This window comes from Coleofasciculus sp. G3-WIS-01 (assembly GCF_040223135.1).
GTDB lineage: Bacteria > Cyanobacteriota > Cyanobacteriia > Cyanobacteriales > Coleofasciculaceae > Coleofasciculus.
In genome coordinates this window covers 1-20,979 of sequence record NZ_JAVJZI010000287.1, presented here as the reverse complement: position 1 = coordinate 20,979, position 20,979 = coordinate 1, and the positions used below count along the sequence as shown (strand labels likewise).

The following is a 20,979-nucleotide window of genomic DNA, read 5'->3' as shown; positions in this document are numbered from 1 at the left end:
TGGGTTATGAAAAAGCATTATATTTACTTTAGTAGAAAGTTATCGTTAGAACCGGGTACAGCCCATGAAATACATGATGTTCTTTGCGCCAATGCTGCGGCAAATCTGGGCTACTCTACTGTTTTAATCTACCCCAAGGAAAGTTCAAGTGATTCAAATTTATTTAGCTTAATTTTGCCGTTCAAACCTACACAACCCAATCAGCAATTTAGAGAGTTTTATAATACTCAGGATAAACTTAAAGTTGCTCTTTTACCCAAACCGTGGTTCATTGATAAGGGTGGGAAACTTACTAGCTTTAATACTATACTTGCCAAATACTATTTTCCCATACATATTCGTCCTCATACTCAAATCGTACACACAAGGGATTGGAATTTTGCTAAAACAGCCGTCCAACAAAAAGTTCCCACGGTTTACGAACGTCACTACTATCAGGACAAATCCTTTGAACCAGAAATTGTTCACAGTCCATTTTTTCAAATTGCGATCACCCAGTCTGAAACTATCAGAGAAAGCCTGATTCAACATGGTATGCCCCCAGAAAAAGTGGTATGGCTAGATAATGGTTTTGATCCATCATTTTTAGTCAGACAACCTGAAGAAGCTGAAAATTGGCGAAAAGAACTTTTGGCGAATGAACGCCAACATCTTGCTGTTTATTCAGGAGCATTGCGTCGTTTCAAAGGTGTTGATGATTTAATTGATGCCGCTAGGGAGTTACCCCAAATTCAATTTGCACTGACAGGTGGTACGGAATCAGAAGTTAACCATTACCAGCAGATAATTGACAATAAAAACATTGATAATGTTAAGCTGTTAGGGTGGATTCTTCCACGGAGTAGATTAGTTAGTTTGTTACAAGCGGCTGATGTTTTAGCTCATCCGCACTGTTCTGGCGATGCTGCAAATTTTACGAATCCGGTTAAGTTTTTTCAGTATATGGCTTCTGGAACTCCCATTGTAGTAACGGAAATCCCGCCCCTGATGAGATTTAAGGAATCTCAGATGATTGCAGCTTGGTGTAAACCTGATAATCCTACGTCCCTTGCACAGTGTATTCAGTATGTTTTAAAGACCTATCCGAGAAAAATAGAAGGGTATCCAGAAAGTATAGAATTTGCACGTCAGTTTTCCTGGGAAAATAGAATTGAGAAAATTATGAGTTATGTAGAGGATCGTATGCAGCCAAAATTTTGACTTAATTATTAAGACAAAAAGACTTAATTAACCTTAAAAATAAATAAAAAATGAAAACAATCATTATATCTTGGTTATTCAAATACTGGTTACTTCCTCTATATGTTAACTTTTTTCGGTTTTGGCGTATTCTGCGACCTAGCTATATTAAGCAGTCCTCAAGCCTAATCCTTCCCCCTTCTGCTCCAGGGAGCGTTGGTGATGAAGCCATGATGAATGCAACGGTAGCATATCTTAAACAAAAAGGTCTTAATAAAATTAGTTTAATTTCTTATAAACCCGACCGAGAATGGCAAGGGTTAGAAAAAATTGATGATACTGTTGAAATGGAAAATTATTTTTCATATGATGACTCGCGAGCCTTAAAATCATTGTTGCGTTTTATACCCATCGCCAGTCAATATGAAAGATTTTATTGTTTAGGTGCCGATATGATGGATGGTGCTTACTATGAAGCCTTTAACTGTAAAATGCTAAGGCTTGTTTCTTTAGCAGCAGAAATGGGTGTTAATTCTGCGGTTCTAGGTTTTAGTTTCAATGAAAAACCAACTTTAGCTTCTATTGAAGCTCTACGCCATTTGCCGCCAAGTGTAAGACTATGTGCTAGAGATCCAGTTTCTCAAAAGCGGTTAACTTATCATCTCAATCGTCCCATTGAACTCGTTGCCGATTTAGCATTTATGCTCAAGCCTATTGTAGATTCTGAGATTGTATTGAAGATGTATAACTGGATCAATGATCAACACGATAAGGGTCGAATAGTGATTGGAATTAACCCCAAAAATCCCAAGCTAAGTGAAGTGTATGTGAAGACTATAAATACACTGTTTAGTGAAAATGAAAAACTTAGTTTTATGATTATACCCCATGATTTTCGTGAGTACAAAGGAATCAGTGATGTAGTATTATCAGACAACATATTAAATGAAGTTACTCCGGAAATTAAACCTTATTGTATACAACTTCCCACCCCATGCCAAGCCGCAGAGATTAAAGCAATAGTTGCTAAACTAGATTTCGTACTCAGTGGTAGGATGCATCTGGCTATTGCATGTCTTGGTCAAGGAACACCCGTAGCATGTATCACCTATCAGGGAAAATTTGAAGGATTGTTTGAGCATTTTGCTCTCGAAGGAATGACTATAGAACCCGAAACTATCTTCAAAAGAGGCACATTAACGCAGTTTTTAATTACTCGGATCGATAGCCGAGAAGAAATTCGCCAGCATATTCAGTCTAAATTACCTAAAATACAGCAGCTATCTTGTGCAAACTTTAAATCTTGAATCGCAAAAACATAATTTTACAAATTGACTATAGCATCAAATTTACTAAAAAATTAAAGGAGCTAAAGTTTATGAAAAGTCCTTTACTTGCTTATTTTGGACATCACAAAGCGGCAACAACTTGGCTGAGTAACATTGTTAGAAATATATGTGCAGAGGTTAACTGGAAAGCCTGCTATGTTTCTAACGCGAAAATGTTCGATTTTAAGTTAAATGAATTTGTTCACCAAAACAAAGTAGATTTTTTATGTTATACAAATGCAAACTTTAAATACGTAAAAGAATTAGATAATTTTAGAGGTTTTCATGTGATTCGAGATCCTCGTGACGTGCTCGTGTCTGGATACTTTTCTCATCGTTATAGCCATCCAACAAATCGATGGAGTGAGCTTGTAGAACACAGAAGCAAGTTAGAAAATTTATCGAAGGAGGAAGGTTTACTCTTGGAAATAGAATTTAGTAAACGATTTTTAGAAGAAATGTATACTTGGGATTACTCCTTGTCTAATGTTTATGAAATCAAGATGGAAAATCTTGTAAACGATCCTTATAACGAAATTATTCAGGCTTGCTATTTTTTAGGTATAGTCAATGAGCCAACATTTAAAGAAAGATTTTCGTATCTTACAGCCATGTTTTTAAATCGGGCTTTGGAAAAGAGCGGAAAGTTTTCTTTCAGTATGTCGATGAATAAAATTCCTGAAGAGAGATTGTTAAGGTTAATATATAAAAATCAATTTCCTCGAAAATCAAAAGGAAGAAATCAGGGAAAAGAGGATAAAAAAAGTCACTATCGTAAAGGAGTAGCTGGAGATTGGAAAAACCATTTTAATCAAGAACACACTAGGGTTTTCAAAAATAAATATAATCAAATATTGATAAAGTTGGGATATGAAGAGGATGATAATTGGTAAATAGATATATCATCATTCTTTTGTCTCAATTAAACTGAACCAAAAGTTAGACTTGACATATACTGAGTTGATCACAGATGATGATTAATTGCGTGTATATTCCTGCTCGGATCAGGTCAAGATATACCAAAAGCGGCTCAAAGCCTTAGAGAAACAGCGATTTATCGCTTCTCGACATGAGTTAGGATTATGGCAAAAGCTGTCATGGTGAGTACAACGGCAAGCTAGATATGACTCACGCTTGTGTACTTTTAGCCCTAACAGCCTAATCCGTTAGTCCCAACTCGCCAATGAGCTAGCTACCTGTACGGCTACATTTAAGGACAATCCCATGAGTTACGCAATTATTGAGACAGGCGGAAAACAACTGCGAGTTGAACCCGGTCGCTTTTACGACATTGAACTCCTACCCGTTGAACCTGAGGAGAAAGTCACCATTGAACGGGTTTTGCTGGTTGAGAATAATGGTGACGTCACCATCGGTCAGCCTTGGGTTGATGGAGCGACAGTTGAAGGCACGGTGATGCGACATTTTCGCGATCGCAAAATCCTAGTCTACAAGATGAAGCCGAAGAAGAAAACCCGCAAAAAGCGGGGACATCGCCAGGAAATTACTCGCCTGATGATTGATACTATCAGTCTGAATGGTTCAGTGTTAGCGACTACTAGCACTGAGTCCCCAGAAAGACCGACTTCTGAGACTCCTGTAGATGTAATGGCAACTGAGGCGGAGGAGTCAGCACCTGAAGCAACATCTGAAACTGCTTCAGAATAAGAATAGGAATCTACTCACACCAAATCCGCCTTTATCACTCCCTTTTGAGGAGGCGATTGAAATCGCTGCTACACAAGCAAAGTCCGCCTGCGCGGACTAGGTTATAACGGGGGTAGCATTCCCTGGATTTGGTATCACACCATTAAAACAAGAGGAGACTATGGCTCATAAGAAAGGTACAGGTAGTACCCGTAACGGTCGTGACTCTAATGCCAAACGGCTAGGAGTTAAACGCTTTGGCGGTCAAGTTGTCAAAGCCGGTAACATTTTGGTGCGTCAGCGTGGCACTAAATTTCACCCCGGTACTAATGTCGGTCGCGGCAAAGATGATACTCTATTTGCCCTGATAGATGGCACGGTGACGTTTGAGAGAAAGGGTAAATCTGGCAAGAAAGTGAGCATTTATCCAGTTGCGGCTGAAGCTGAACTGGCAACAGCTCAGGTTTAGATTTGTAGGTTGGGTTGAACGAAGTGAAACCCAACAGGTTAGGGTTGGGTCTCTTCTCTAGACCCAACCTACCCCCTGAAGCTAGCTCAGTTGTAACCCAGTTCATGTTAAGATCCATTTCAATTCTGAAAATTCGCTTAGAAAGGAAGACTTAACTATGGAAGCAGCCATGCTGTTGGCGAAATTGCCTGAAGCTTATTCTATCTTTGACCCTATCGTAGACGTTCTCCCGGTCATCCCTGTCTTTTTCTTGCTGCTAGCGTTTGTTTGGCAAGCGGCTGTAGGTTTCCGTTAAACTCTCAAGAAACACTTTCTGACACAGGGGGTTGAGTAGAGGGCGACCCGATCAAATTGGGTGAATACGGTTGTTAATTGGTGCAAGGGACGGGTCGCGCCTAGACTCCGAAACACAGGATGTTTCTCTCATCCGTTGCGGATGTGAGCGCGTCCGTTCCTTAGTCTCAGATCTTGCACCGCCCGATTAAGAATGATGCTATATCTTCTTAGCTGCGTCCGCCAATCGTTTTCTTAAATGCCGATCGCTCACCAAGGCGCTTGATATAGTCTGAGATAGCTGGGTACTCGCTCAAATCAAGCTGTAACATAATCGGGATATAACTCAAATACGCTCCCACCGCCACATCAGCCACGCTAAACTGATCTCCCAACAAGAACGGTTGATTTTGTAAACGTTGCTCAAGCGGGGGAAACAATTTCGGCATTTCCCGCTCTCGACTCGCCTCCACAAAAATTCCCGGACCAAGGGTCGCATTGGCAAACAAAATCCATTGAGCTATGGTGGCTTGCTCTTCCAATCCGTTTAGGTTGCCATATTTTTGAGCCAGGTAGAGCAAAATTGCCCCCGACTCCCAAAGTGGGAAATCCCCATCCACAATAGCTGGGACTTTACCCATGGGATTAATCGCCAGATAATCCGGCTGGCGATGTTCCCCAGCTTGCATATCCAACAGCACATAGTCGTAGGGAACGCCCAGTTCTTCTAAATACCACTGGACAATTGACGCCCGACTGCGGGAGCCACCATAAAGTTTTAGCATCGTCGTTTGGGTTATAGAACTTTGTGAGTGTATTCGTGCTGTTTAACGTCGTCTTCCTTACGCACAACTCGTATCTGATTCAGCACCCGCTTGCGTTCGATGGAGTAATTGAAATCATCGCGCATTGTACCAGGAGGAATGTGGGATTGTGCCTCCGGACGAGTTTTGTACGTGCGAGCGGCTGCGATCGCGCGGACGATAAAATCATCGCAAAAATGAGCCTCGACGGGAAATTCAGGCGGTTTTTCTGGGGTGTCACCACTGATCACCTCGCCCAGTGTGGTGCCACGCGCCATGGAATAAGAGGTGGGAATCCCTTTGAGAATTGCCTCCAGAGCCGCTGAAGGAATCGGTTCCAGGATTTTTACCTCCTCAACTTCACCCTCTTGTTTCAAGAAGCAGGTGGCTAAGCCTACAACTAAATAATTATCCGCACTAACGTCAGGAGCATCCTGTAATGCTGTTGCCGTTGCCATATTTTGAGTGTCCTTAATGATATCCCAACCCAAACCAATCAGTTACTTTGGTTGCATTTTACCACCTAAATCGCGAGGGGCTACGGCTTCAACTGGAACGAAGTGGAGGTAAGCCTTTGGGGGATAGGGGGAAATGCCAACGCTAAATGCCCGAAGTATTTCCAGTCATTTCCCGCCTATTGGTATAATATTAGCCATGAAACAAGTCCTCACGATAGTTGTAAAACTTCAACCCACGCCCAAACAGGTTGCCTTCTTAGAGGCAACCTGTTTGGGCGTTTGCGGACGCATGCAACTACGTGAATGACCACACAGACCCTAAGCTGACCAATAAAATTGCCATTCAGTCCCTAACCTATCAAACCATCAAGAGCGAGTTTAACCTGGTGGCAAATATGGCTGTTAGGGCTTGTGCGCGTGTAGCCGCCAACCGCAAGGTAGCCAACCTAAAAGGCAAACCTGTTAAAAGCTAGGCACGGGGTTATTGTGCTTCTTTAACCGAACTATTGAGTATGTTCAGCTTAGCTTGTTTGATAGCTTCAGGGCTACTGAAAACCCAGACCTGTGCTCTTAGCAGGTCTGGGTAGTTTATCTTCTAGACTGGACATCCTTAATAGATGGGTTAGACTAGACAATCACTTGCCGGGGAATGTAAAGAAACATTGCAGATTTCTGGCGCGTTACCGTTAGCCCGGTAAGGTTGGGAGACAGAGCATCGCCAGATGGCAATAAAGATTTTAGTGCGATCGCCAGCTATATGAACTCCTGTCCGATTGTGCCAATTTTTGTAGGTTCACACAGCTAGCGGAGTGAACAACACTCAGGATAGAGGGAATGACTCAGCTTCATTCACTAAGATTTCAGGAAAGCAGCTAAGCTGTGCTGTAGATTTCTCATAGAACATCAATAAGTTGGGTTGGCTGGTGATTATGAAGAGGAGTAAAGACGCCTCAGGAAGTGACACACCGACACCAACTCGCGGGGTGCAGCCAGACTTAAGGTTGATTGTAGATAGACCGCAGGTGTTGTTGGAGGACGATTATGAACACTCATGTATTTATCAAAGGCGATGAAGAGAATAGACAATGGATTCCCATGTCCCGCCGCAAACCCTATCCTTTACCCCCGATTAAACTGGCACCTCGAACCCCAGACCACCTTTCGATTAAAAGTCTACGCACCGGCGCACAACGCAAAGCCAAACAGGGAGAGTACAGTAGTGCGATCGCGCTTTTGAGTCAGGCAATTAGACATCATCCTACCCATGCCATTGACTATAACAATCGGGGCTTGATTTACTTCCAAATGGGTCAGCGTCAAAAAGCCTTAGACGATTACAACCGAGCCTTACAACTCAATCCTGAATTGGACAGTGCTTACAATAATCGCGGCAATTACTATGCTGCCATGGGACAATTAGCTAAAGCGCTGGCGGATTATGAAAAAGCATTGGATCTCAATCCGCGTAATGTTCGCACTTGGGTTAACCAAGCCATCACCTTTCGGGAATTAGGGCTTTATGACCTCGCCATAGAAAACCTAGACTTGGCTTTAATTTTGGGATGCCTACAAAACCACATCTATGCCGAACGAGGTCGTACCTATCATTTGCGGGGAGATTGGAACTGCGCTATCGCTGACTATCAACGCGCTCTCTCTCAACTTCCTGTATCAGGAACCTCAGGTCGTCTACGCCGGAAAGTTGAAACCTGGATGAGCGAGTTACTCGATCCGTTAACCGCTTAAACTCGAATTATCCTTTGTGTACTATCCCAGGAAACTTGATCGTTGTTTAGTTATCGGGCATACGACGTCGATCTTCCCAGACGACCTGACGCTGATTTGGATCAACCCGATAACTTTGATCTTGCATAACTTGTCTAGCTTGTGCCGGATCAAAGGCTTCGCCGAAGTCATTGCGGAGTTTATTGACACGGCTTTGGGTGCGTTTCACTTCAGCGCGTACTTCTTGTAACTTCGCTCTTTGGGAAAAATGATAGGGCAACAGTTGCGCCAATCCAGCGATCGCGGCAGTACAAAGAATTACATTTACCACTAACTTAGCTGTAATTTCACCAGCAACGACGGAGTAGGAATGCCGCCGAGGACGACGTTCTTGGCGAGTAACCCTGCGGCGGGTTGGTAGAGGTTGCCGAGTTGGTCGAGAGGTTGGGATTGCATTCATCTCAAAAAAAACTTGCTGAAGACTCCCGTTATCATCAAGATCGGTACTTTCGTAATTGACATGCTCCCCAACCTGCTAACGCGAGGATGGGGATTCCTTAAATCGCTTTAAGGGTTTCCTGTACCCGATACACTAGCACTAACCATTCAGTTACAGTGCTACCAACTGCCGGGAGCATCTGTAGGTGTGTACAGACAGATAACCTACAGCATTTTACTGCAATTATCCGGAATATCAGGGGGGCGACTCAAACCGTATCTGTATCTACAAGACAAGGGTTGGCGTCGCACCCCTTATATGTCCCAATTCCCGGTTCGATTAAGAATGAGAACTACTTATAGAGTTCCGTAGCTAGACGGAAGGCTAAGATACCGGGAATGAGCGCTACGACGAGAGCGACGAAAACTTGGGTATCTGAAAGGGACATGGTTTACAAGCTCCTAATTAGACATCAATATGACCTTTAGTCTACTGGCTATTGCTCCGTTTTCGGCAGAAATTTCGGTCAACACGTTAAGATTAGTTAACAGAAGGCTCACAGTTGCCGAGCAAGAGCAGCTTACGCCCTCGTCCATACTCGAAATCATTATTCATTTCATTAATGCTGGATCAAGTTTTTAACTTACCGTTCAATCTAGGAATAGAAGCCCCCTTAGTCCTGCTAATTCTGATCGCTCTCGAAGCAGTGCTCTCAGCCGATAACGCGATCGCGCTGGCAACAATCGCTCAAGGTTTAGAAGACAAAAAAATCCAGCGACAGGCGCTGAACTTTGGCTTAGGGGTAGCTTACGTTCTGCGGATTAGCCTGATTCTGACGGCAACGTGGGTGGTCAAGTTTTGGCAATTTGAACTCCTCGGTGCTGCTTATTTGCTCTGGTTAGTCTTCGAGCATTTTACTTCAGAGGAAGACGAACAACATCACCATCATGGACCGAGATTTACGTCGCTTTGGCAAGTGATTCCCCTGATCGCCATTACTGATCTAGCCTTTTCCTTAGATAGCGTTACCACCGCGATCGCGATTTCTGACCAAATCTGGCTGGTTTTGGTTGGTGGCACCATTGGTGTGATTACCCTGCGGTTTATGGCAGGATTATTCATCCGTTGGCTACAGGAGTATGCCAATCTGGAGGATGCAGGTTACATTACGGTTGGTCTAGTCGGATTGCGACTTTTGGCTAGGGCAATTAATCCAGAATTAGTGCCGCCAGAATGGCTAATGATTACTGGTATTGCCCTGATCTTCCTTTGGGGATTTTCTCAGCGCACGAATGAAGAAGACAACTCACTACCAGAGGTTAATGAACAGCTTGACTAAACCTGCCCCTGGCACATATTTCATTACTAATATTTTTCCATTACCACAAGGCTAACTATTTGGCAATACCCCGGCGATAACCGCACCCAAAATTGCCAAACCAAAGGCGACGCGATACCACACAAAGATCCAAGTGTTTGAGGTTTGTAGGTAATGAATCAACCAAGCGATCGCGGCATAAGAAAATACGGCAGATGATATCACTCCCACGGTGAGGGGCATGAATCCCCCCTCCCCGACTCCGGATTCTAATAAATCCTTTAACTCAATTAACCCCGCTAGAGTAATCGCTGGGATACCCAGCAAAAAGGAAAATCGGGCGGCTGTGCCTCTCTCCAATCCCATAAACAAGCCAGCTGTAATCGTTGAACCCGATCGCGACACCCCAGGAATAAGCGCCAAGGCTTGAGCAAATCCCATCAAGACGCCATCCTGCATCCCCAACTTATCGAAATTACGCTCTTTCCTACCCATCTTTTCGGCAACGCCCAACAGCAGCCCCATAAAAATCGAAGCACAAGCGATCGCGACGGTACTCCGCAGGGGAGAATTATCAAAATCGGGAATAAATATCTTAATTAACAAGCCACAGAAGACAATCGGTAAAGTACCCAAGCCAATACCCACCGCCATGCGAAAATCGTTGGCTTGGTAATCCCTCCTCTGAATCGCTTTAATCGTACCTGTGGAAATTTGCCATAAGTCTGACCAAAAATACCACAGCACCGCAGCAATACTCCCTAGTTGAATAATCGCCGTAAATGCCACTCCCGGATCACCCCAGCCTAGTACCACGGGTATCACTTTTAAATGTGCCGTACTGCTAATCGGGATAAACTCCGTTAACCCCTGCACGATTCCCAGTACCAATGCTTGAGAAATGTTCATCTCGGAGGTGGATGGGGTGGTGGGTACGGCTACGTCTGTCGGTAAGGTGGTGCCGAAACTCTTCAACTGAATGATGAGTAAGGCGCTCAGGAGGCTAATACTTAAAAATTTGAACCACCGCCACTGCAATTTGATCATGTATGTCTGTAAAATTCCCAATCCCCAATCACTAATCACCAGTCACTCGCATTAATCGGCATTTTGGCATAGCTGAATCGCGATCGCAAACTTTGTGCGGTGCTAGCAGTACACTATAATAGGTTACATCCCCCTAGGGGGGATATGGCTCATGATATATTGAGAACTGTAAACATAAGTAAAGAAAATTAAAGAAATCGTGTTTCGCAATAGTGTGTTTTCTGATACCTCCTCCAACTACTCCCACCCATCCGGAGAGGTTTGGCTGTCTGGCTCAATCGGTCGCGTCCTCAGTTACCTAGGTATAGCCTCAAAAGCCAGAGGTCAAGGCTGGTGGCTGTTTGCTGCTGCATCATTTCTGGTATCTGTACCTGTGTTTGTCCAAGCGCCATTGGTCCGGCAACTGCCCTGGTTAAGTGTAGTGTTAACCGTAGGGTGGGTATGGCTGGGGGTTAAGCTGATGGCGCGTCCTGGGATGCAAGTGTGGGGAGATTTGGTACTTGGTTTTAGTTGGTGTTGGCTAGCGGGTTCAATTTATTGGGGCTGGCTGCGGAGTGAACCCCTGCTACATTTGCCCATCGAAGCAATTGGTCTACCCTTTGCCCTTTGGGGGTTATGGCGGGGGAAAGGAGTTGTGGGTAATTTGTTTTACCTGGGTTCTCTGTTCGGGACAGTTCTAACTGATGTATATTTTTATTTAACCGATCTGATTCCATACTGGCGTCAGATCATGGACGTTGATCCAGCGTTAATCACACCCATCTTGCAAGAGGCGATCGCACAAGTGCAAACCCCTTGGGGAATTAGCTGGGCGGCGGTTTTAGGATGTACACTAGGACTAGTAGGATGTGGGGCATTGACGAGAGGACAATTGCCGTGGTGGGCATTTAGCGGGGCGGTATTGAGTACAATTTGGGTAGATAGCCTATTTTGGCTAGCAGCTACACTTCAATAACTCCTAATGAATGTCTACAGTAAACAATTATTGACATTTGAGAATGTGGGCAGTGAAGTTTCCGGAATCACTCGTTTGGCTTCAGAATGCATCTACTAGGATATAGATTTAAGTTCCTGTTTATTTTTTAACCCGTCGTTGCTTCTGTGCCTGTGGTGACTCTACGATCCACTCCCTATTTACTTCTACCAACTGAGACTGGTAACCGCTACCTCCCCCTGGTGGGTAGTAACTGCTGGACGGTTGGTCGCGGAGATGATAACAATTTTGTCCTCTCAGATCGCTGGATTTCCCGAAATCACGCGATGTTACAGTGTACTGAAACCGGTGACTTCTATCTAATTGATTTAGGGAGTCGCAATGGTTCCTTCGTCAATGGACGCCGAGTGAGTATTCCGGTGACATTACGAAATGGTGATCGGCTGATGTTTGGTCAGACTGAACTGGAATTTCACTCGCCATCCGACACCCGAGATCGCGACTATAACCAACCTCCGAGTAGTGAAACCCTAACCTCTACGTTACATGTGCGCCGCCTGATGTCGGTGATGGTGGTGGATATCCGCGACTTTACGGTTCTGACTCGCCAACTGGATGAAAAAATTCTCTCCGCCGTGATTGGCACCTGGTTTCGCCAATCGGGAAATATTATCCGCAAATCAGGGAGTTGGGTGGATAAATACATTGGCGATGCGGTGATGGCAATTTGGTTTCATGGACATAAAGGGGTGAGTAAAGACGAAGCCTTGAACGTGTTGCAAGCGGTTAGCGATTTGCACAGCATGACGGCGTCGCTTTCGAGTCAATACCCCCTACCCTTCCCGCTCCGCATTGGTACGGGAGTGAATACAGGTTATGCGATGGTGGGAAATACCGGTAGTGGCGATCGCCCTGATTATACAGCCATTGGCGATACAGTGAACGCGGCGTTTCGTCTGGAGTCGGCGACGAAACAAATTGGTCTGGATATTGCTTTGGGAGAAGATACCTATAAGTATCTCGAAGAGTTAGGATACAACGAGCTGGGCTTTAAACAACATGTTGTGACGCTGAAAGGGTATGATAAGCCAACCACTACCTATGCGGGAACTTATGCTGATCTGAATAAATTTTTAGCGACTCATTCTTTACATTCTAAAGGCGTATAGGCTTGAACTACCCATAATTTGATCGGGGCGCCCGCCGCCAGGTATCGGTAATAATCTAATGTCGCATTTAGACAAGGGCGAGTCGATAAAGATTAATTCTCAAACCGAACATTTTTGCAGCGACTCGCCCCTACAGTCCCTACAATATGTGGCGTTTATGCTGAAAATGATACAAGATATCAACGATAACAGACACTAAAAACCTCGGCAAACTTGGCAATGACCACTGGGCGGACTTGATCGACGGTAAGATCTGGAATAAACTGGGCAAGACTGCCAACGGGTTTATCGGCTATTCCACAAGGGACAATGTGCTTAAACCCGCTTAAGTCTGGGCAAACATTTAGGGAAAAGCCGTGCATGGTAATCCAACGACTGACTTTAATGCCAATAGCTGCAACCTTGCATCCCTCTAGCCAAACCCCTGTCATCCCCGTTTCGCGATCGCCTTTAAGTCCATAAACCGCTAAAACCTCAATTAAGACGGCTTCTAACTGTCGCAGATACCAGTGTAAATCTTGCTGATAATAGCGTAAATTGAGAATGGGATAGCCCACAAGTTGACCGGGACAATGGTAAGTGACTTCACCTCCCCGTTCTATACGGTGAACTTCCCAGTTGATTTCTTTTGGGTTGAACTTGAGGAAGTCTAAAGAAGCACCTTGACCTAAAGTATAGACAGGCGGATGTTCCATTAATAAGAGAACATCATCAAGGGTGGGATCGTTAACCCGTTGTGACAGGAGCGATCGCTGTTGTTCCCAGGCGACAGTATAAGGTACAAGACCTTGATTGTCGAGCAGGCATTTACGCTGCGCCATTCACGTCCTACTCTCTGAAGATAACATCCCTATTAATTATGAAAGATAAACTTATTTATTGGATCAATCAGTTATTAGTCGCTGATTTTTTCCTAGTTTTATTTAGCTTCTTCTGGTTCGCGATCGCACTCCTAGGGCGATCGATTGGTGTTTCCCTGGGATTAGACTTGTGGTATAGCCTGTGGAATCCTGTCTTTACTCCTGCGATCGGTCTTTTAATGGCAGGTGCGCTACTGACTGGACTGATGAACCAGATTACCAAGCGCTTGAATTCAGATTGAGTTTTCTTACGTCAACCAAACCTACTATATGTTCCAAACCCTTGTCAAACATTTACTTACTTTCGCCAAACGATTGGTTAGGGATAGGACTCCGACTCGGTATTGCCTTACTAGTGGGAGGAATTATCGGCTTTGAACGGGAAATCAAAGATAAACCAGCCGGGTTGAGAACTTATATCCTAGTCAGCTTTGGTTCTGCTTTCTTTACCCTGATACCCATATTAATTGGTGTGGCTGAACAAAGTGCAGATGCTCTTCCGCGCGTGATTCAAGGCATTATTGGTGGCATAGGATTTTTAGGTGGAGGAGTAATCTTGCAAGAATCTCAGCCCCAGCGACAAGGATATAGAGTTCGGGGACTGACTACGGCGGCGGCGATTTGGGTGTCAGCAGCTTTGGGAATTGCGGCGGGGTGTGGGTTATGGGTTTTAAGTTTAATTTCTGCCTTATTTATTTTAGTAATTTTGAGACTGTTTAAAAAAATTGAGCCGAATAGCTAGTACAAAAAGTCTCCAATACAGAAGGCAAAGGGCATTTACAAATAGGGACTAAAACATTCTGTCAAAGCCCCAAACTGATGAACCCATATTTTCATCATCTGTGCCTAAAATTATGCCTCCGGCTGTACCAGGTACGAGTTCAATCCCTTCTACTTTATGATAATTTAAGCGATAAATAGGAACCAGTGTCTGGTTTTGGTGAAATACGAGGCGGTTATCCTGTAGACTCAAAATACCTGCTACGTAAACGGCGGATTGAAAGGGTCCATCGTCACCATGATCTGAAGCCGAGGCGATATAAACAATGCCAGCCGAATCAACCTTTATATCAGAAATATGGCGAACACTACTCACTGGAAACGGTACAGTTAAACTGGCTGAACCTTGAGGCGTAATCTCATCAGTTTTCAAGTCCAAAAATCCCCAGTACAGGACTCCAGGTTCTTCAGTGTTACCCCGATGCGCCCAAACTGCGAGCAGCTTATCATTAATTTGTTGCAAAGCAAATCCTTCTAGGTTAGTCCCTTCAGGCAGATTGGGCAAATTAAATATGTTTAAAAAAGATACATCCTGATGATTGGCGCTGAGCCGAAAATGATAGACTGTTCCCGAACTGGTTAACGCCATGAATGTTGGTTCCGATTGTCCAGGAACAGCCGTGAGTGCTTCTAAATCTACAGGTAAGGGTTGGTTTGACCAGTTGATAGGGAAATATTCAGGGGCTTGTTCGCCGGTAATCCTGATCATCGCCAGACGCCCTTCCCCTACTCTTTTATTGTCATGAACAATTAGAAACGAAGTGGAATCCTCTTGCTGTTCTAAGAATGCCATGCCACTAATCCCAAAGAGGATACTACCACGCACAGGACGCCAGGGTTGTGCCTGAACGGGTTGGGCAAAGGGTGAAACCGTTAGGGTGACGCCTACAATGAGGGTTAAAGCTAGGGTTTTGAGTGTTTGCATTTGAACCATTATGGCAGAGATTCATCACCCGCTCAATCTCCCCTGGCGTCTAGGCTGAAAAAGCCTAACCGCTCACCCTTCTGAAAAAATCTGCAATTAGTTAGAGGGAGCAAGTCACTCTCCTGATAGATTCCACAACGACTATTTAGGGCGACTATGGTTTAGTACATAGCAAATAATTTCCAACCTCTATCTAAACCATCAACGAGTTAGATAGCTTAGTTTGCTGCGATCAAGATAAGCAGCAACTTTTGTTCTATAGATAGGAATAATCATGTTGAATCAAGGAGACTCCGTCCCCTTATGGACTAAACGCAGCGGGACTTACCTAGGAGCTATCGCATTTGCTCTAGCCGCTTTGCTTCTTCCTGGCTGTACTACTGATAACGAGGAAATTCAGGAGGGAAGAACCAACGTTACCACCGAAGATGTTGCTGAAAATACCGAAGACATCATCGGGAAAGAGGTCACGATTAGAAACAAAGTCGAACAAAAAGTGGGTGACTTTGGCTATCTCGTGCAGGCGGAGGAGTTGGGTAGCGAACCTATTCTGATCCTGGATGTTACAGAAGCTCCCTTCGATCTTCCAGAGGATCAAGAGATGCCGATTCAAGTAACGGGTGAAGTCGCGCAATTAGTAATTGCCGATATCGAAACCGAATACGGTGTAGACTTAGGTGACGAATATGTCGAGTATGAAGACCGACCTGTTATTATCGCTGAATCCCTCGCCCTGGCTCCGACTACTGAAGACTTAGCGGAAGCACCCACAGGCTATTTCGACAAAGTTATTGCTGTCGAGGGTGATGTTAGAGATATTTACTCTCCCAATTCATTCTCTCTATTTGAAGATGGTTGGGTAGATGATATCGGCGTTTTAGTTATCGGTGTCAATCGCAATCTTAAAGCTGAGGATAGCGTTGTACAAGAAGGCGAAAGAGTCACCGTGACGGGTGTAGCGCGTAAGTTTGACCCGAAGCTCTTGCAGGATTCTGACCTCGGTTGGGACGCGCAGAAGATTGAGGAGTTTGGGTCGAGATATACAGACAGACCCGTTATCGTAGCCGAAGATATTTTCCCTTCTGCTGTCGATAATAAATAAAAGTTTTGTTCTGAATGATGAAGTGTGACATTAATCTTTATGCTTTTGTCTTCGTTCAAAGTGCTTTAGTCACAACAAAGAAAAAAGGCTAAGTCAAGCCTAACGTTGTTTAATTTATTCAAAGGAGCAGTAATGCTAGAAAAAGAAAAGTTTGTCCCCGAAAGCCGTGAATACAAACGTGTTGTTGGTATTTTCCCCAAGCGCGAAAATCTTCAAAATACGATCCAGGCGCTCAAGGATGGGAATTTTGATATGGAGAGAGTTTCTCTCCTAGCGCGGAATATCGACGACGTAGAAGGCGCTAAGGAAATTACCGAAAAACACGGGAATGAAGCCCAAGAAGGAGCAGGTATAGGCGCGACTACCGGTACTCTTCTCGGTGGTGTTGGTGGTTTCTTGATTGGCGTCGGTTTACTGGCGATTCCAGGTGTTGGTCCTATCCTCGCCGCCGGAGCCGAGATAGGGGCGTTAGGCTCAACGTTAGCTGGAGCCGGAATTGGCGCAGCAACAGGCGGTATCGTTGGCGCTTTGATTGGTCTGGGTATTCCGGAAGAGAAAGCTAAGGTGTACAATGAGCGCATCAAAGCCGGCGACTATTTGTTGATGTTCAGCGGCAGTGACGACAGAGTTGAACGTGCGGCGTCAATTATGCGCGATCGCCATGCGGAAGAGTTGGAAATCTTTGAGGCGCCTGAGCCAGTTGAACATGAGCGTCGAGAAGAGGTTGAGGTGAAAGAAGAGTATGTAGAACAAAAGCCTGTGTCAACGGTTAAGCAGCCAAGGGTAAATGAGCGAGAAGTTGTTGAAGCTCATGACATAGAAGGCGATTGTGATCCAGATGTCGTTATCGTTGATAAGCGAAATACAGTTCGATAAGTTGGCTTAAGACTTTTACCAACCTAACCCCCAACCCCTTCCCTACCAGGGAAGGGGAGCAATTGTGAAGTACCCCAACAAGATCCGCTGAAGTTGGGGAACCTCCAACTTCTTAAAACAAGGACGGTCTTATTCGTCTTTAGGGTTTCCCGCTTCATCCGCCGATGCCTCCAAAGGTTGCCCTTTATTGGTCTTGCTCAGCGTCCACAGGCAGCCGCCCGCCTCCCGCAGGCAGTGATATTTTTTAAGGGGACAGATTAAAACCTAGGCTGAGTAAACTCTGATCAATATCCTCGACTTTGGCACAACCACTCAACGCCATTGCTACATCCAACTCATCCCGCAACAATTCTAAGACATGCTGCACGCCAGCTTCTCCCGCCACGGCTAATCCCCACAACACCGGACGCCCCACCAACACCGCTTTAGCCCCCAATGCTAAGGCTTTGAGGACATCTGTGCCACGGCGAATCCCTCCATCCATAAGCACATCAACCTTATCGCCGACAGCCGCAACAACTTCAGCAAGAGCATCAATCGACGCGATCGCACCATCCAATTGCCTACCCCCATGATTGGATACAATCACTGCCTTTGCCCCATGTTCTACTGCCCGCAGTGCATCATCACCCCTTAAAATTCCTTTAACAATAATTGGTAAATTTGTCAAGGACTGCAACCCGTCCAAATCCTGCCAAGTCAATCCCGGGTCAAGCTGCTGGACAAAATAGGCAAATAACCCCGACTCGCCGATGATTTCAGGAATATCTCGATGAGCTAAATTTGCCAATTCCATACCCATAGGTAGGGTAAACTGGTTGCGCTTATCTTTTTCTCGACACCCTAAAACAGGCGCATCTACGGTAAGACAAAGGGCATTATAACCTGCGGCTTGAGCCCGTTCAACTAAGTCCTGAGTCAAAGCGCGATCGCGATGCATATAGAGTTGAAACCATAATGGAGAATGAGTATCTATCTGAGATTCCGACTGCACCTGTTTTGATGCCAATGCTACTTCTTCTAAAGGTTGAGTGGATAGGGTACTCAACACCATCGCTGATCCTACTTTAGCCGCTGCTTTTGCTGTCACTATTTCCCCCTCTGGATGTGCCAGACATTGAAATGCCATCGGTGCAATTAGAATCGGTAGGGAGAGAGATTGACCTAAAACGGTTATACTTAAATCCCGCTGACTCACATCAACCAACATCCGGGGGCGAAGTTTGAATTTCTCAAACGCCGCACGATTATCACGTAAGGTTACTTCATCCCAAGCGCCACTGGTGTAATAATCTACAGCCATTCGAGATAACTGCTGATGAGCTAATGATTCGTACTCGAAAAGATTAATAGGTTGAGTCATAGAATGAGGGAACAGGGAACAGGGAACAGGGAAAACCCGGAACGATATTCAATCCTTGGTAATTTTGGGGCTGGGAGATGGGCGCAGTAATTTTGGGGCTGGGAGATGGGCGCAGGGGCTGGGAGATGGGCGAAGCATTCTTGAAGAATATTTATCCTCTTCGGAGTAAGTTTTTGGCAAGAATGCTTCGCCCCTACAACAACCATACTCGCCAAATTTTAATCGTTCTATCACAACTACCACTCGCCAAGGTTTGTCCATCGGGGCTAAATGCCACAACCTGAACTGTATCCGTATGTCCTTCGAGAATACAACAATCTTGTCCAGTCGCAACCTCCCAAATCCTAATCCTGTTATCGCCACCGCAACTTGCGAGGAGACGCCCGTCGGGGCTAAAGGCGAGAGAACGCACCTGGAGTAAATTACCCTTAATGATAGAAGTCTGGGTAAGGGTACGAATATCCCACAACCGAATCATCCCGTCAGAACTGCCACTGGCTAAAGTTATACTATCAGGACTAAACGCGATCGCATCAACTGAGTTTAGATGTCCCGCTAGAGTCTCCAGCTTTTGCCAATGGGGAACGTGCCACAGTTCAATTGTCCCATCTAAACTCCCACTCGCCAAGATTTGCCCATCGGGACTAAATGCGACACAATTAAACCCACTGGAATGACTTGATAAAACCTGTAGCGTTGTCAACCTGCGACTCTGCCAAATTCTAATTGTGCTATCTCTACCGCAACTTGCCAATAGGGGTTTATTGGGGCTAAATGCCACTGAATAGACTCCTCCGTTATGACTTTTGACACTAACCAGTTTTTTTCCGGTTCGTACCCGCCATAACTTCAGGGTTGTATCTTGACTCCCACTCACTAGATATTTTCCATTAGGGCTAAACGCCAGACAACTTACATCCTGGGTATGTTGTCCGGAAAACCATCCCCCTAAAGTACGAATTTCCCATGCCATACTCACTTGCCACAACTTAATTGTTTTATCGACACTACCACTAGCAAGACTTTTTTTATCTGGGCTGAAGGCTACAGTGCCAACTCCCCCAGAATGCCCTGGGAGTGTATGAACAAAAGAGGCATTGATTTCAAGTTTTGGAGAATTAGTCTGGTATTGAATTATTGCCTGAATTATCCCCAATTGACGGAAATCTTGGCGGACTTCCTCTACAGAATGATACCGCTGTTTCAATAGAGGATGAATCATTTTATCCAGAATATCAGCAAGTTTCTGACTGACGGGATTATTGACTAAATACTGTCGCCAGACAAAGCCATTTTCTAAAGGTTCATATAAGTCAAAGGGCTGCATCTGAGTTAACAAATGAATGCAGGTAACTCCCAAACTATAGATATCGCTGGCAAAGACAGCTTTACCAAACGTCTGTTCGGGTGCCGCATATCCCGCAGAACCAATTGTTGTGCCAGTTTTAGCTAAAATCGTCCAGGTGGCATACTTAGCCGCACCAAAATCGACGAGGACTAATTTCCTATCGCGACGACGCCGGATAATATTCTCTGGCTTAATATCTCGATGAATAACATTTCCCTGATGAATAAATTGCAGTACGGGGAGTAAATCACTCAACAGACTGCGAATGTGACCCTCTGAAAATGCGCCTACTTCTGCTAGCTCTTGATTTAGATTTTGTCCATCGATAAATTCTTGGACAATGTACTGACAATTATTTTGCTCAAAATAGGCTAAAAATTCCGGAATTTGGGGATGGTTGCCTAATTCTTTTAATCGTTCAGCTTCTTGATTAAATAATTGGGCAGCTTTTGGGGAATTGTTTTGTCCTTGGGGGTAAAACTGTTTGATGGCACAGTAAGGTTTTGATGGCTGGGATTCATCCTCAGCTAACAGCGTTCTACCCAATCCCCCAACACCCAAAAGCCGAAGCGGACGATATCGTTCTGCTACTATCAGTTTTGTGCCGCAAGTTTGGCAGAAGTTTTGCTCGGTTTTGTTTTCAGGTTTTGGACAGTTTGGGTTAATACAGTAGCTCAAGAGGAAAATGGTAGGAGGATTAAAGGGTAAAAAGGTAGAAGGGTAGAATGGTAATGATCCCTTTCAATTATTGGGGTGCGATCGCGGATTTTATCAATGGATAATTAATAATTGATAATTGATAATTGATAATTGATTAATTGGGTCTAAGACCTCTTCGTTTACGAAGAAATTAAAAAAGATTTTCCTTAATTTCAATCCTCTTCTTTTAAGGAGAGGTCATTATCCATTGTTCATTATCCATTGTCAATTTGTGAA

Annotated in this window: 24 protein-coding genes; 15 read left to right on the top strand and 9 right to left on the bottom strand. The window is 44.6% G+C overall.

Annotation, left to right across the window (positions count from 1 at the left end; genetic code table 11):
• The first annotated feature begins 6 nt into the window (after nt 1-6).
• The 6 genes from RIM23_RS30815 (at nt 7) to RIM23_RS30790 (ending at nt 4,918) form a co-directional block, all read left to right on the top strand.
• On the top strand, nt 7-1,200 hold the full coding sequence (locus tag RIM23_RS30815; protein ID WP_446372326.1) for a glycosyltransferase: 1,194 nt from the start codon (nt 7-9) through the stop codon (nt 1,198-1,200).
• A 50-nt stretch (nt 1,201-1,250) separates the two neighbouring features.
• Nucleotides 1,251-2,486: a polysaccharide pyruvyl transferase family protein gene (locus RIM23_RS30810; RefSeq protein ID WP_446372324.1), complete on the top strand. Its 1,236-nt coding sequence runs from the start codon at nt 1,251-1,253 to the stop codon at nt 2,484-2,486.
• A 71-nt stretch (nt 2,487-2,557) separates the two neighbouring features.
• Nucleotides 2,558-3,400, top strand: a complete 843-nt coding sequence (locus RIM23_RS30805; RefSeq protein ID WP_446372322.1) for a sulfotransferase domain-containing protein — start codon at nt 2,558-2,560, stop codon at nt 3,398-3,400.
• A 331-nt stretch (nt 3,401-3,731) separates the two neighbouring features.
• Nucleotides 3,732-4,175, top strand: a complete 444-nt coding sequence (rplU, locus tag RIM23_RS30800; protein ID WP_446372320.1) for a 50S ribosomal protein L21 — start codon at nt 3,732-3,734, stop codon at nt 4,173-4,175.
• Nucleotides 4,176-4,335: 160 nt separating this feature from the next.
• Nucleotides 4,336-4,623: a 50S ribosomal protein L27 gene (gene rpmA / locus RIM23_RS30795; protein ID WP_446339739.1), complete on the top strand. Its 288-nt coding sequence runs from the start codon at nt 4,336-4,338 to the stop codon at nt 4,621-4,623.
• A gap of 157 nt (nt 4,624-4,780) precedes the next feature.
• Nucleotides 4,781-4,918 (top strand): photosystem II reaction center protein K, encoded by a 138-nt coding sequence (locus RIM23_RS30790; RefSeq protein WP_006103223.1) that lies wholly within the window; start codon nt 4,781-4,783, stop codon nt 4,916-4,918.
• A gap of 208 nt (nt 4,919-5,126) precedes the next feature.
• Here RIM23_RS30790 and RIM23_RS30785 read toward each other — a convergent pair whose 3' ends face one another.
• Together RIM23_RS30785 and RIM23_RS30780 are read right to left on the bottom strand one after the other, a co-directional pair.
• Complete coding sequence (locus RIM23_RS30785) at nt 5,127-5,681, bottom strand: glutathione S-transferase family protein (protein ID WP_446339740.1); 555 nt, start codon at nt 5,679-5,681, stop codon at nt 5,127-5,129.
• 11 nt (nt 5,682-5,692) lie between these two features.
• A complete protein-coding gene (locus tag RIM23_RS30780) occupies nt 5,693-6,157 on the bottom strand; it encodes a hypothetical protein (protein ID WP_446339741.1) in 465 nt (154 codons plus the stop codon).
• A 299-nt stretch (nt 6,158-6,456) separates the two neighbouring features.
• On the opposite strand from RIM23_RS30780, the gene RIM23_RS30775 reads away from it, so the two are divergent.
• Together RIM23_RS30775 and RIM23_RS30770 are read left to right on the top strand one after the other, a co-directional pair.
• Complete coding sequence (locus RIM23_RS30775; RefSeq protein WP_446372318.1) at nt 6,457-6,630, top strand: hypothetical protein; 174 nt, start codon at nt 6,457-6,459, stop codon at nt 6,628-6,630.
• Between the two features lie 568 nt (nt 6,631-7,198).
• Entirely contained in the window at nt 7,199-7,903 is a 705-nt protein-coding gene (locus tag RIM23_RS30770) for a tetratricopeptide repeat protein (RefSeq protein WP_446372316.1), read from the top strand.
• Between the two features lie 46 nt (nt 7,904-7,949).
• On the opposite strand, the gene RIM23_RS30765 is transcribed toward RIM23_RS30770, so the two are convergent.
• Together RIM23_RS30765 and psaM are read right to left on the bottom strand one after the other, a co-directional pair.
• Nucleotides 7,950-8,342: a slr1601 family putative cell division protein gene (locus RIM23_RS30765; RefSeq protein WP_446372314.1), complete on the bottom strand. Its 393-nt coding sequence runs from the start codon at nt 8,340-8,342 to the stop codon at nt 7,950-7,952.
• A 331-nt stretch (nt 8,343-8,673) separates the two neighbouring features.
• Complete coding sequence (psaM, locus tag RIM23_RS30760) at nt 8,674-8,769, bottom strand: photosystem I reaction center subunit XII (RefSeq protein ID WP_071777246.1); 96 nt, start codon at nt 8,767-8,769, stop codon at nt 8,674-8,676.
• Between the two features lie 174 nt (nt 8,770-8,943).
• Here psaM and RIM23_RS30755 point away from each other — a divergent pair, with 174 nt between their 5' ends.
• On the top strand, nt 8,944-9,660 hold the full coding sequence (locus RIM23_RS30755; protein ID WP_446339744.1) for a TerC family protein: 717 nt from the start codon (nt 8,944-8,946) through the stop codon (nt 9,658-9,660).
• Between the two features lie 51 nt (nt 9,661-9,711).
• Here the strand turns inward: RIM23_RS30755 and RIM23_RS30750 are convergent, their stop codons facing one another.
• Entirely contained in the window at nt 9,712-10,686 is a 975-nt protein-coding gene (locus tag RIM23_RS30750; protein WP_446372390.1) for an undecaprenyl-diphosphate phosphatase, read from the bottom strand.
• 277 nt (nt 10,687-10,963) lie between these two features.
• Between RIM23_RS30750 and RIM23_RS30745 the strand changes: the two genes are divergently transcribed.
• Nucleotides 10,964-11,641 carry a DUF3120 domain-containing protein gene (locus RIM23_RS30745; protein WP_446372388.1) on the top strand — a complete coding sequence of 226 codons (678 nt, stop codon included), beginning with the start codon at nt 10,964-10,966 and terminating at the stop codon, nt 11,639-11,641.
• A 152-nt stretch (nt 11,642-11,793) separates the two neighbouring features.
• The gene (locus RIM23_RS30740; protein ID WP_446372312.1) at nt 11,794-12,789 is read left to right on the top strand and encodes an FHA domain-containing protein; all 996 of its coding nucleotides are present in this window, start codon (nt 11,794-11,796) and stop codon (nt 12,787-12,789) included.
• Between the two features lie 179 nt (nt 12,790-12,968).
• On the opposite strand, the gene lipB is transcribed toward RIM23_RS30740, so the two are convergent.
• Entirely contained in the window at nt 12,969-13,610 is a 642-nt protein-coding gene (gene lipB / locus RIM23_RS30735; RefSeq protein ID WP_446372310.1) for a lipoyl(octanoyl) transferase LipB, read from the bottom strand.
• 38 nt (nt 13,611-13,648) lie between these two features.
• On the opposite strand from lipB, the gene RIM23_RS30730 reads away from it, so the two are divergent.
• Together RIM23_RS30730 and RIM23_RS30725 are read left to right on the top strand one after the other, a co-directional pair.
• Nucleotides 13,649-13,891 carry a hypothetical protein gene (locus RIM23_RS30730; protein WP_446372308.1) on the top strand — a complete coding sequence of 81 codons (243 nt, stop codon included), beginning with the start codon at nt 13,649-13,651 and terminating at the stop codon, nt 13,889-13,891.
• Nucleotides 13,892-13,932: 41 nt separating this feature from the next.
• The gene (locus RIM23_RS30725) at nt 13,933-14,391 is read left to right on the top strand and encodes an MgtC/SapB family protein (RefSeq protein WP_446372306.1); all 459 of its coding nucleotides are present in this window, start codon (nt 13,933-13,935) and stop codon (nt 14,389-14,391) included.
• 48 nt (nt 14,392-14,439) lie between these two features.
• On the opposite strand, the gene RIM23_RS30720 is transcribed toward RIM23_RS30725, so the two are convergent.
• Nucleotides 14,440-15,354 carry a hypothetical protein gene (locus RIM23_RS30720; protein WP_446372304.1) on the bottom strand — a complete coding sequence of 305 codons (915 nt, stop codon included), beginning with the start codon at nt 15,352-15,354 and terminating at the stop codon, nt 14,440-14,442.
• Nucleotides 15,355-15,628: 274 nt separating this feature from the next.
• On the opposite strand from RIM23_RS30720, the gene RIM23_RS30715 reads away from it, so the two are divergent.
• Nucleotides 15,629-16,456: a hypothetical protein gene (locus RIM23_RS30715; protein ID WP_446372302.1), complete on the top strand. Its 828-nt coding sequence runs from the start codon at nt 15,629-15,631 to the stop codon at nt 16,454-16,456.
• A 132-nt stretch (nt 16,457-16,588) separates the two neighbouring features.
• Entirely contained in the window at nt 16,589-17,332 is a 744-nt protein-coding gene (locus tag RIM23_RS30710) for a histidine kinase (protein WP_446372300.1), read from the top strand.
• Between the two features lie 244 nt (nt 17,333-17,576).
• On the opposite strand, the gene RIM23_RS30705 is transcribed toward RIM23_RS30710, so the two are convergent.
• Nucleotides 17,577-18,695 carry an alpha-hydroxy acid oxidase gene (locus RIM23_RS30705; RefSeq protein WP_446372298.1) on the bottom strand — a complete coding sequence of 373 codons (1,119 nt, stop codon included), beginning with the start codon at nt 18,693-18,695 and terminating at the stop codon, nt 17,577-17,579.
• A 193-nt stretch (nt 18,696-18,888) separates the two neighbouring features.
• Nucleotides 18,889-20,721, bottom strand: a complete 1,833-nt coding sequence (locus RIM23_RS30700; RefSeq protein WP_446372296.1) for a protein kinase domain-containing protein — start codon at nt 20,719-20,721, stop codon at nt 18,889-18,891.
• Nucleotides 20,722-20,979: the final 258 nt, after the last annotated feature.

Bases quoted from the DNA above. Each gene is read 5' to 3' on its own strand.
- RIM23_RS30750 (WP_446372390.1), bottom strand. From the start codon at position 10,686: ATGATCAAATTGCAGTGGCGGTGGTTCAAATTTTTAAGTATTAGCCTC.
- psaM (WP_071777246.1), bottom strand. From the start codon at position 8,769: ATGTCCCTTTCAGATACCCAAGTTTTCGTCGCTCTCGTCGTAGCGCTC.
- RIM23_RS30765 (WP_446372314.1), bottom strand. From the start codon at position 8,342: ATGAATGCAATCCCAACCTCTCGACCAACTCGGCAACCTCTACCAACC.
- RIM23_RS30810 (WP_446372324.1), top strand. From the start codon at position 1,251: ATGAAAACAATCATTATATCTTGGTTATTCAAATACTGGTTACTTCCT.
- rplU (WP_446372320.1), top strand. From the start codon at position 3,732: ATGAGTTACGCAATTATTGAGACAGGCGGAAAACAACTGCGAGTTGAA.
- RIM23_RS30755 (WP_446339744.1), top strand. From the start codon at position 8,944: ATGCTGGATCAAGTTTTTAACTTACCGTTCAATCTAGGAATAGAAGCC.
- RIM23_RS30790 (WP_006103223.1), top strand. From the start codon at position 4,781: ATGGAAGCAGCCATGCTGTTGGCGAAATTGCCTGAAGCTTATTCTATC.
- RIM23_RS30710 (WP_446372300.1), top strand. From the start codon at position 16,589: ATGCTAGAAAAAGAAAAGTTTGTCCCCGAAAGCCGTGAATACAAACGT.
- RIM23_RS30780 (WP_446339741.1), bottom strand. From the start codon at position 6,157: ATGGCAACGGCAACAGCATTACAGGATGCTCCTGACGTTAGTGCGGAT.
- RIM23_RS30730 (WP_446372308.1), top strand. From the start codon at position 13,649: ATGAAAGATAAACTTATTTATTGGATCAATCAGTTATTAGTCGCTGAT.
- lipB (WP_446372310.1), bottom strand. From the start codon at position 13,610: ATGGCGCAGCGTAAATGCCTGCTCGACAATCAAGGTCTTGTACCTTAT.
- RIM23_RS30715 (WP_446372302.1), top strand. From the start codon at position 15,629: ATGTTGAATCAAGGAGACTCCGTCCCCTTATGGACTAAACGCAGCGGG.
- RIM23_RS30705 (WP_446372298.1), bottom strand. From the start codon at position 18,695: ATGACTCAACCTATTAATCTTTTCGAGTACGAATCATTAGCTCATCAG.
- RIM23_RS30815 (WP_446372326.1), top strand. From the start codon at position 7: ATGAAAAAGCATTATATTTACTTTAGTAGAAAGTTATCGTTAGAACCG.
- RIM23_RS30805 (WP_446372322.1), top strand. From the start codon at position 2,558: ATGAAAAGTCCTTTACTTGCTTATTTTGGACATCACAAAGCGGCAACA.
- rpmA (WP_446339739.1), top strand. From the start codon at position 4,336: ATGGCTCATAAGAAAGGTACAGGTAGTACCCGTAACGGTCGTGACTCT.
- RIM23_RS30785 (WP_446339740.1), bottom strand. From the start codon at position 5,681: ATGCTAAAACTTTATGGTGGCTCCCGCAGTCGGGCGTCAATTGTCCAG.
- RIM23_RS30720 (WP_446372304.1), bottom strand. From the start codon at position 15,354: ATGCAAACACTCAAAACCCTAGCTTTAACCCTCATTGTAGGCGTCACC.
- RIM23_RS30770 (WP_446372316.1), top strand. From the start codon at position 7,199: ATGAACACTCATGTATTTATCAAAGGCGATGAAGAGAATAGACAATGG.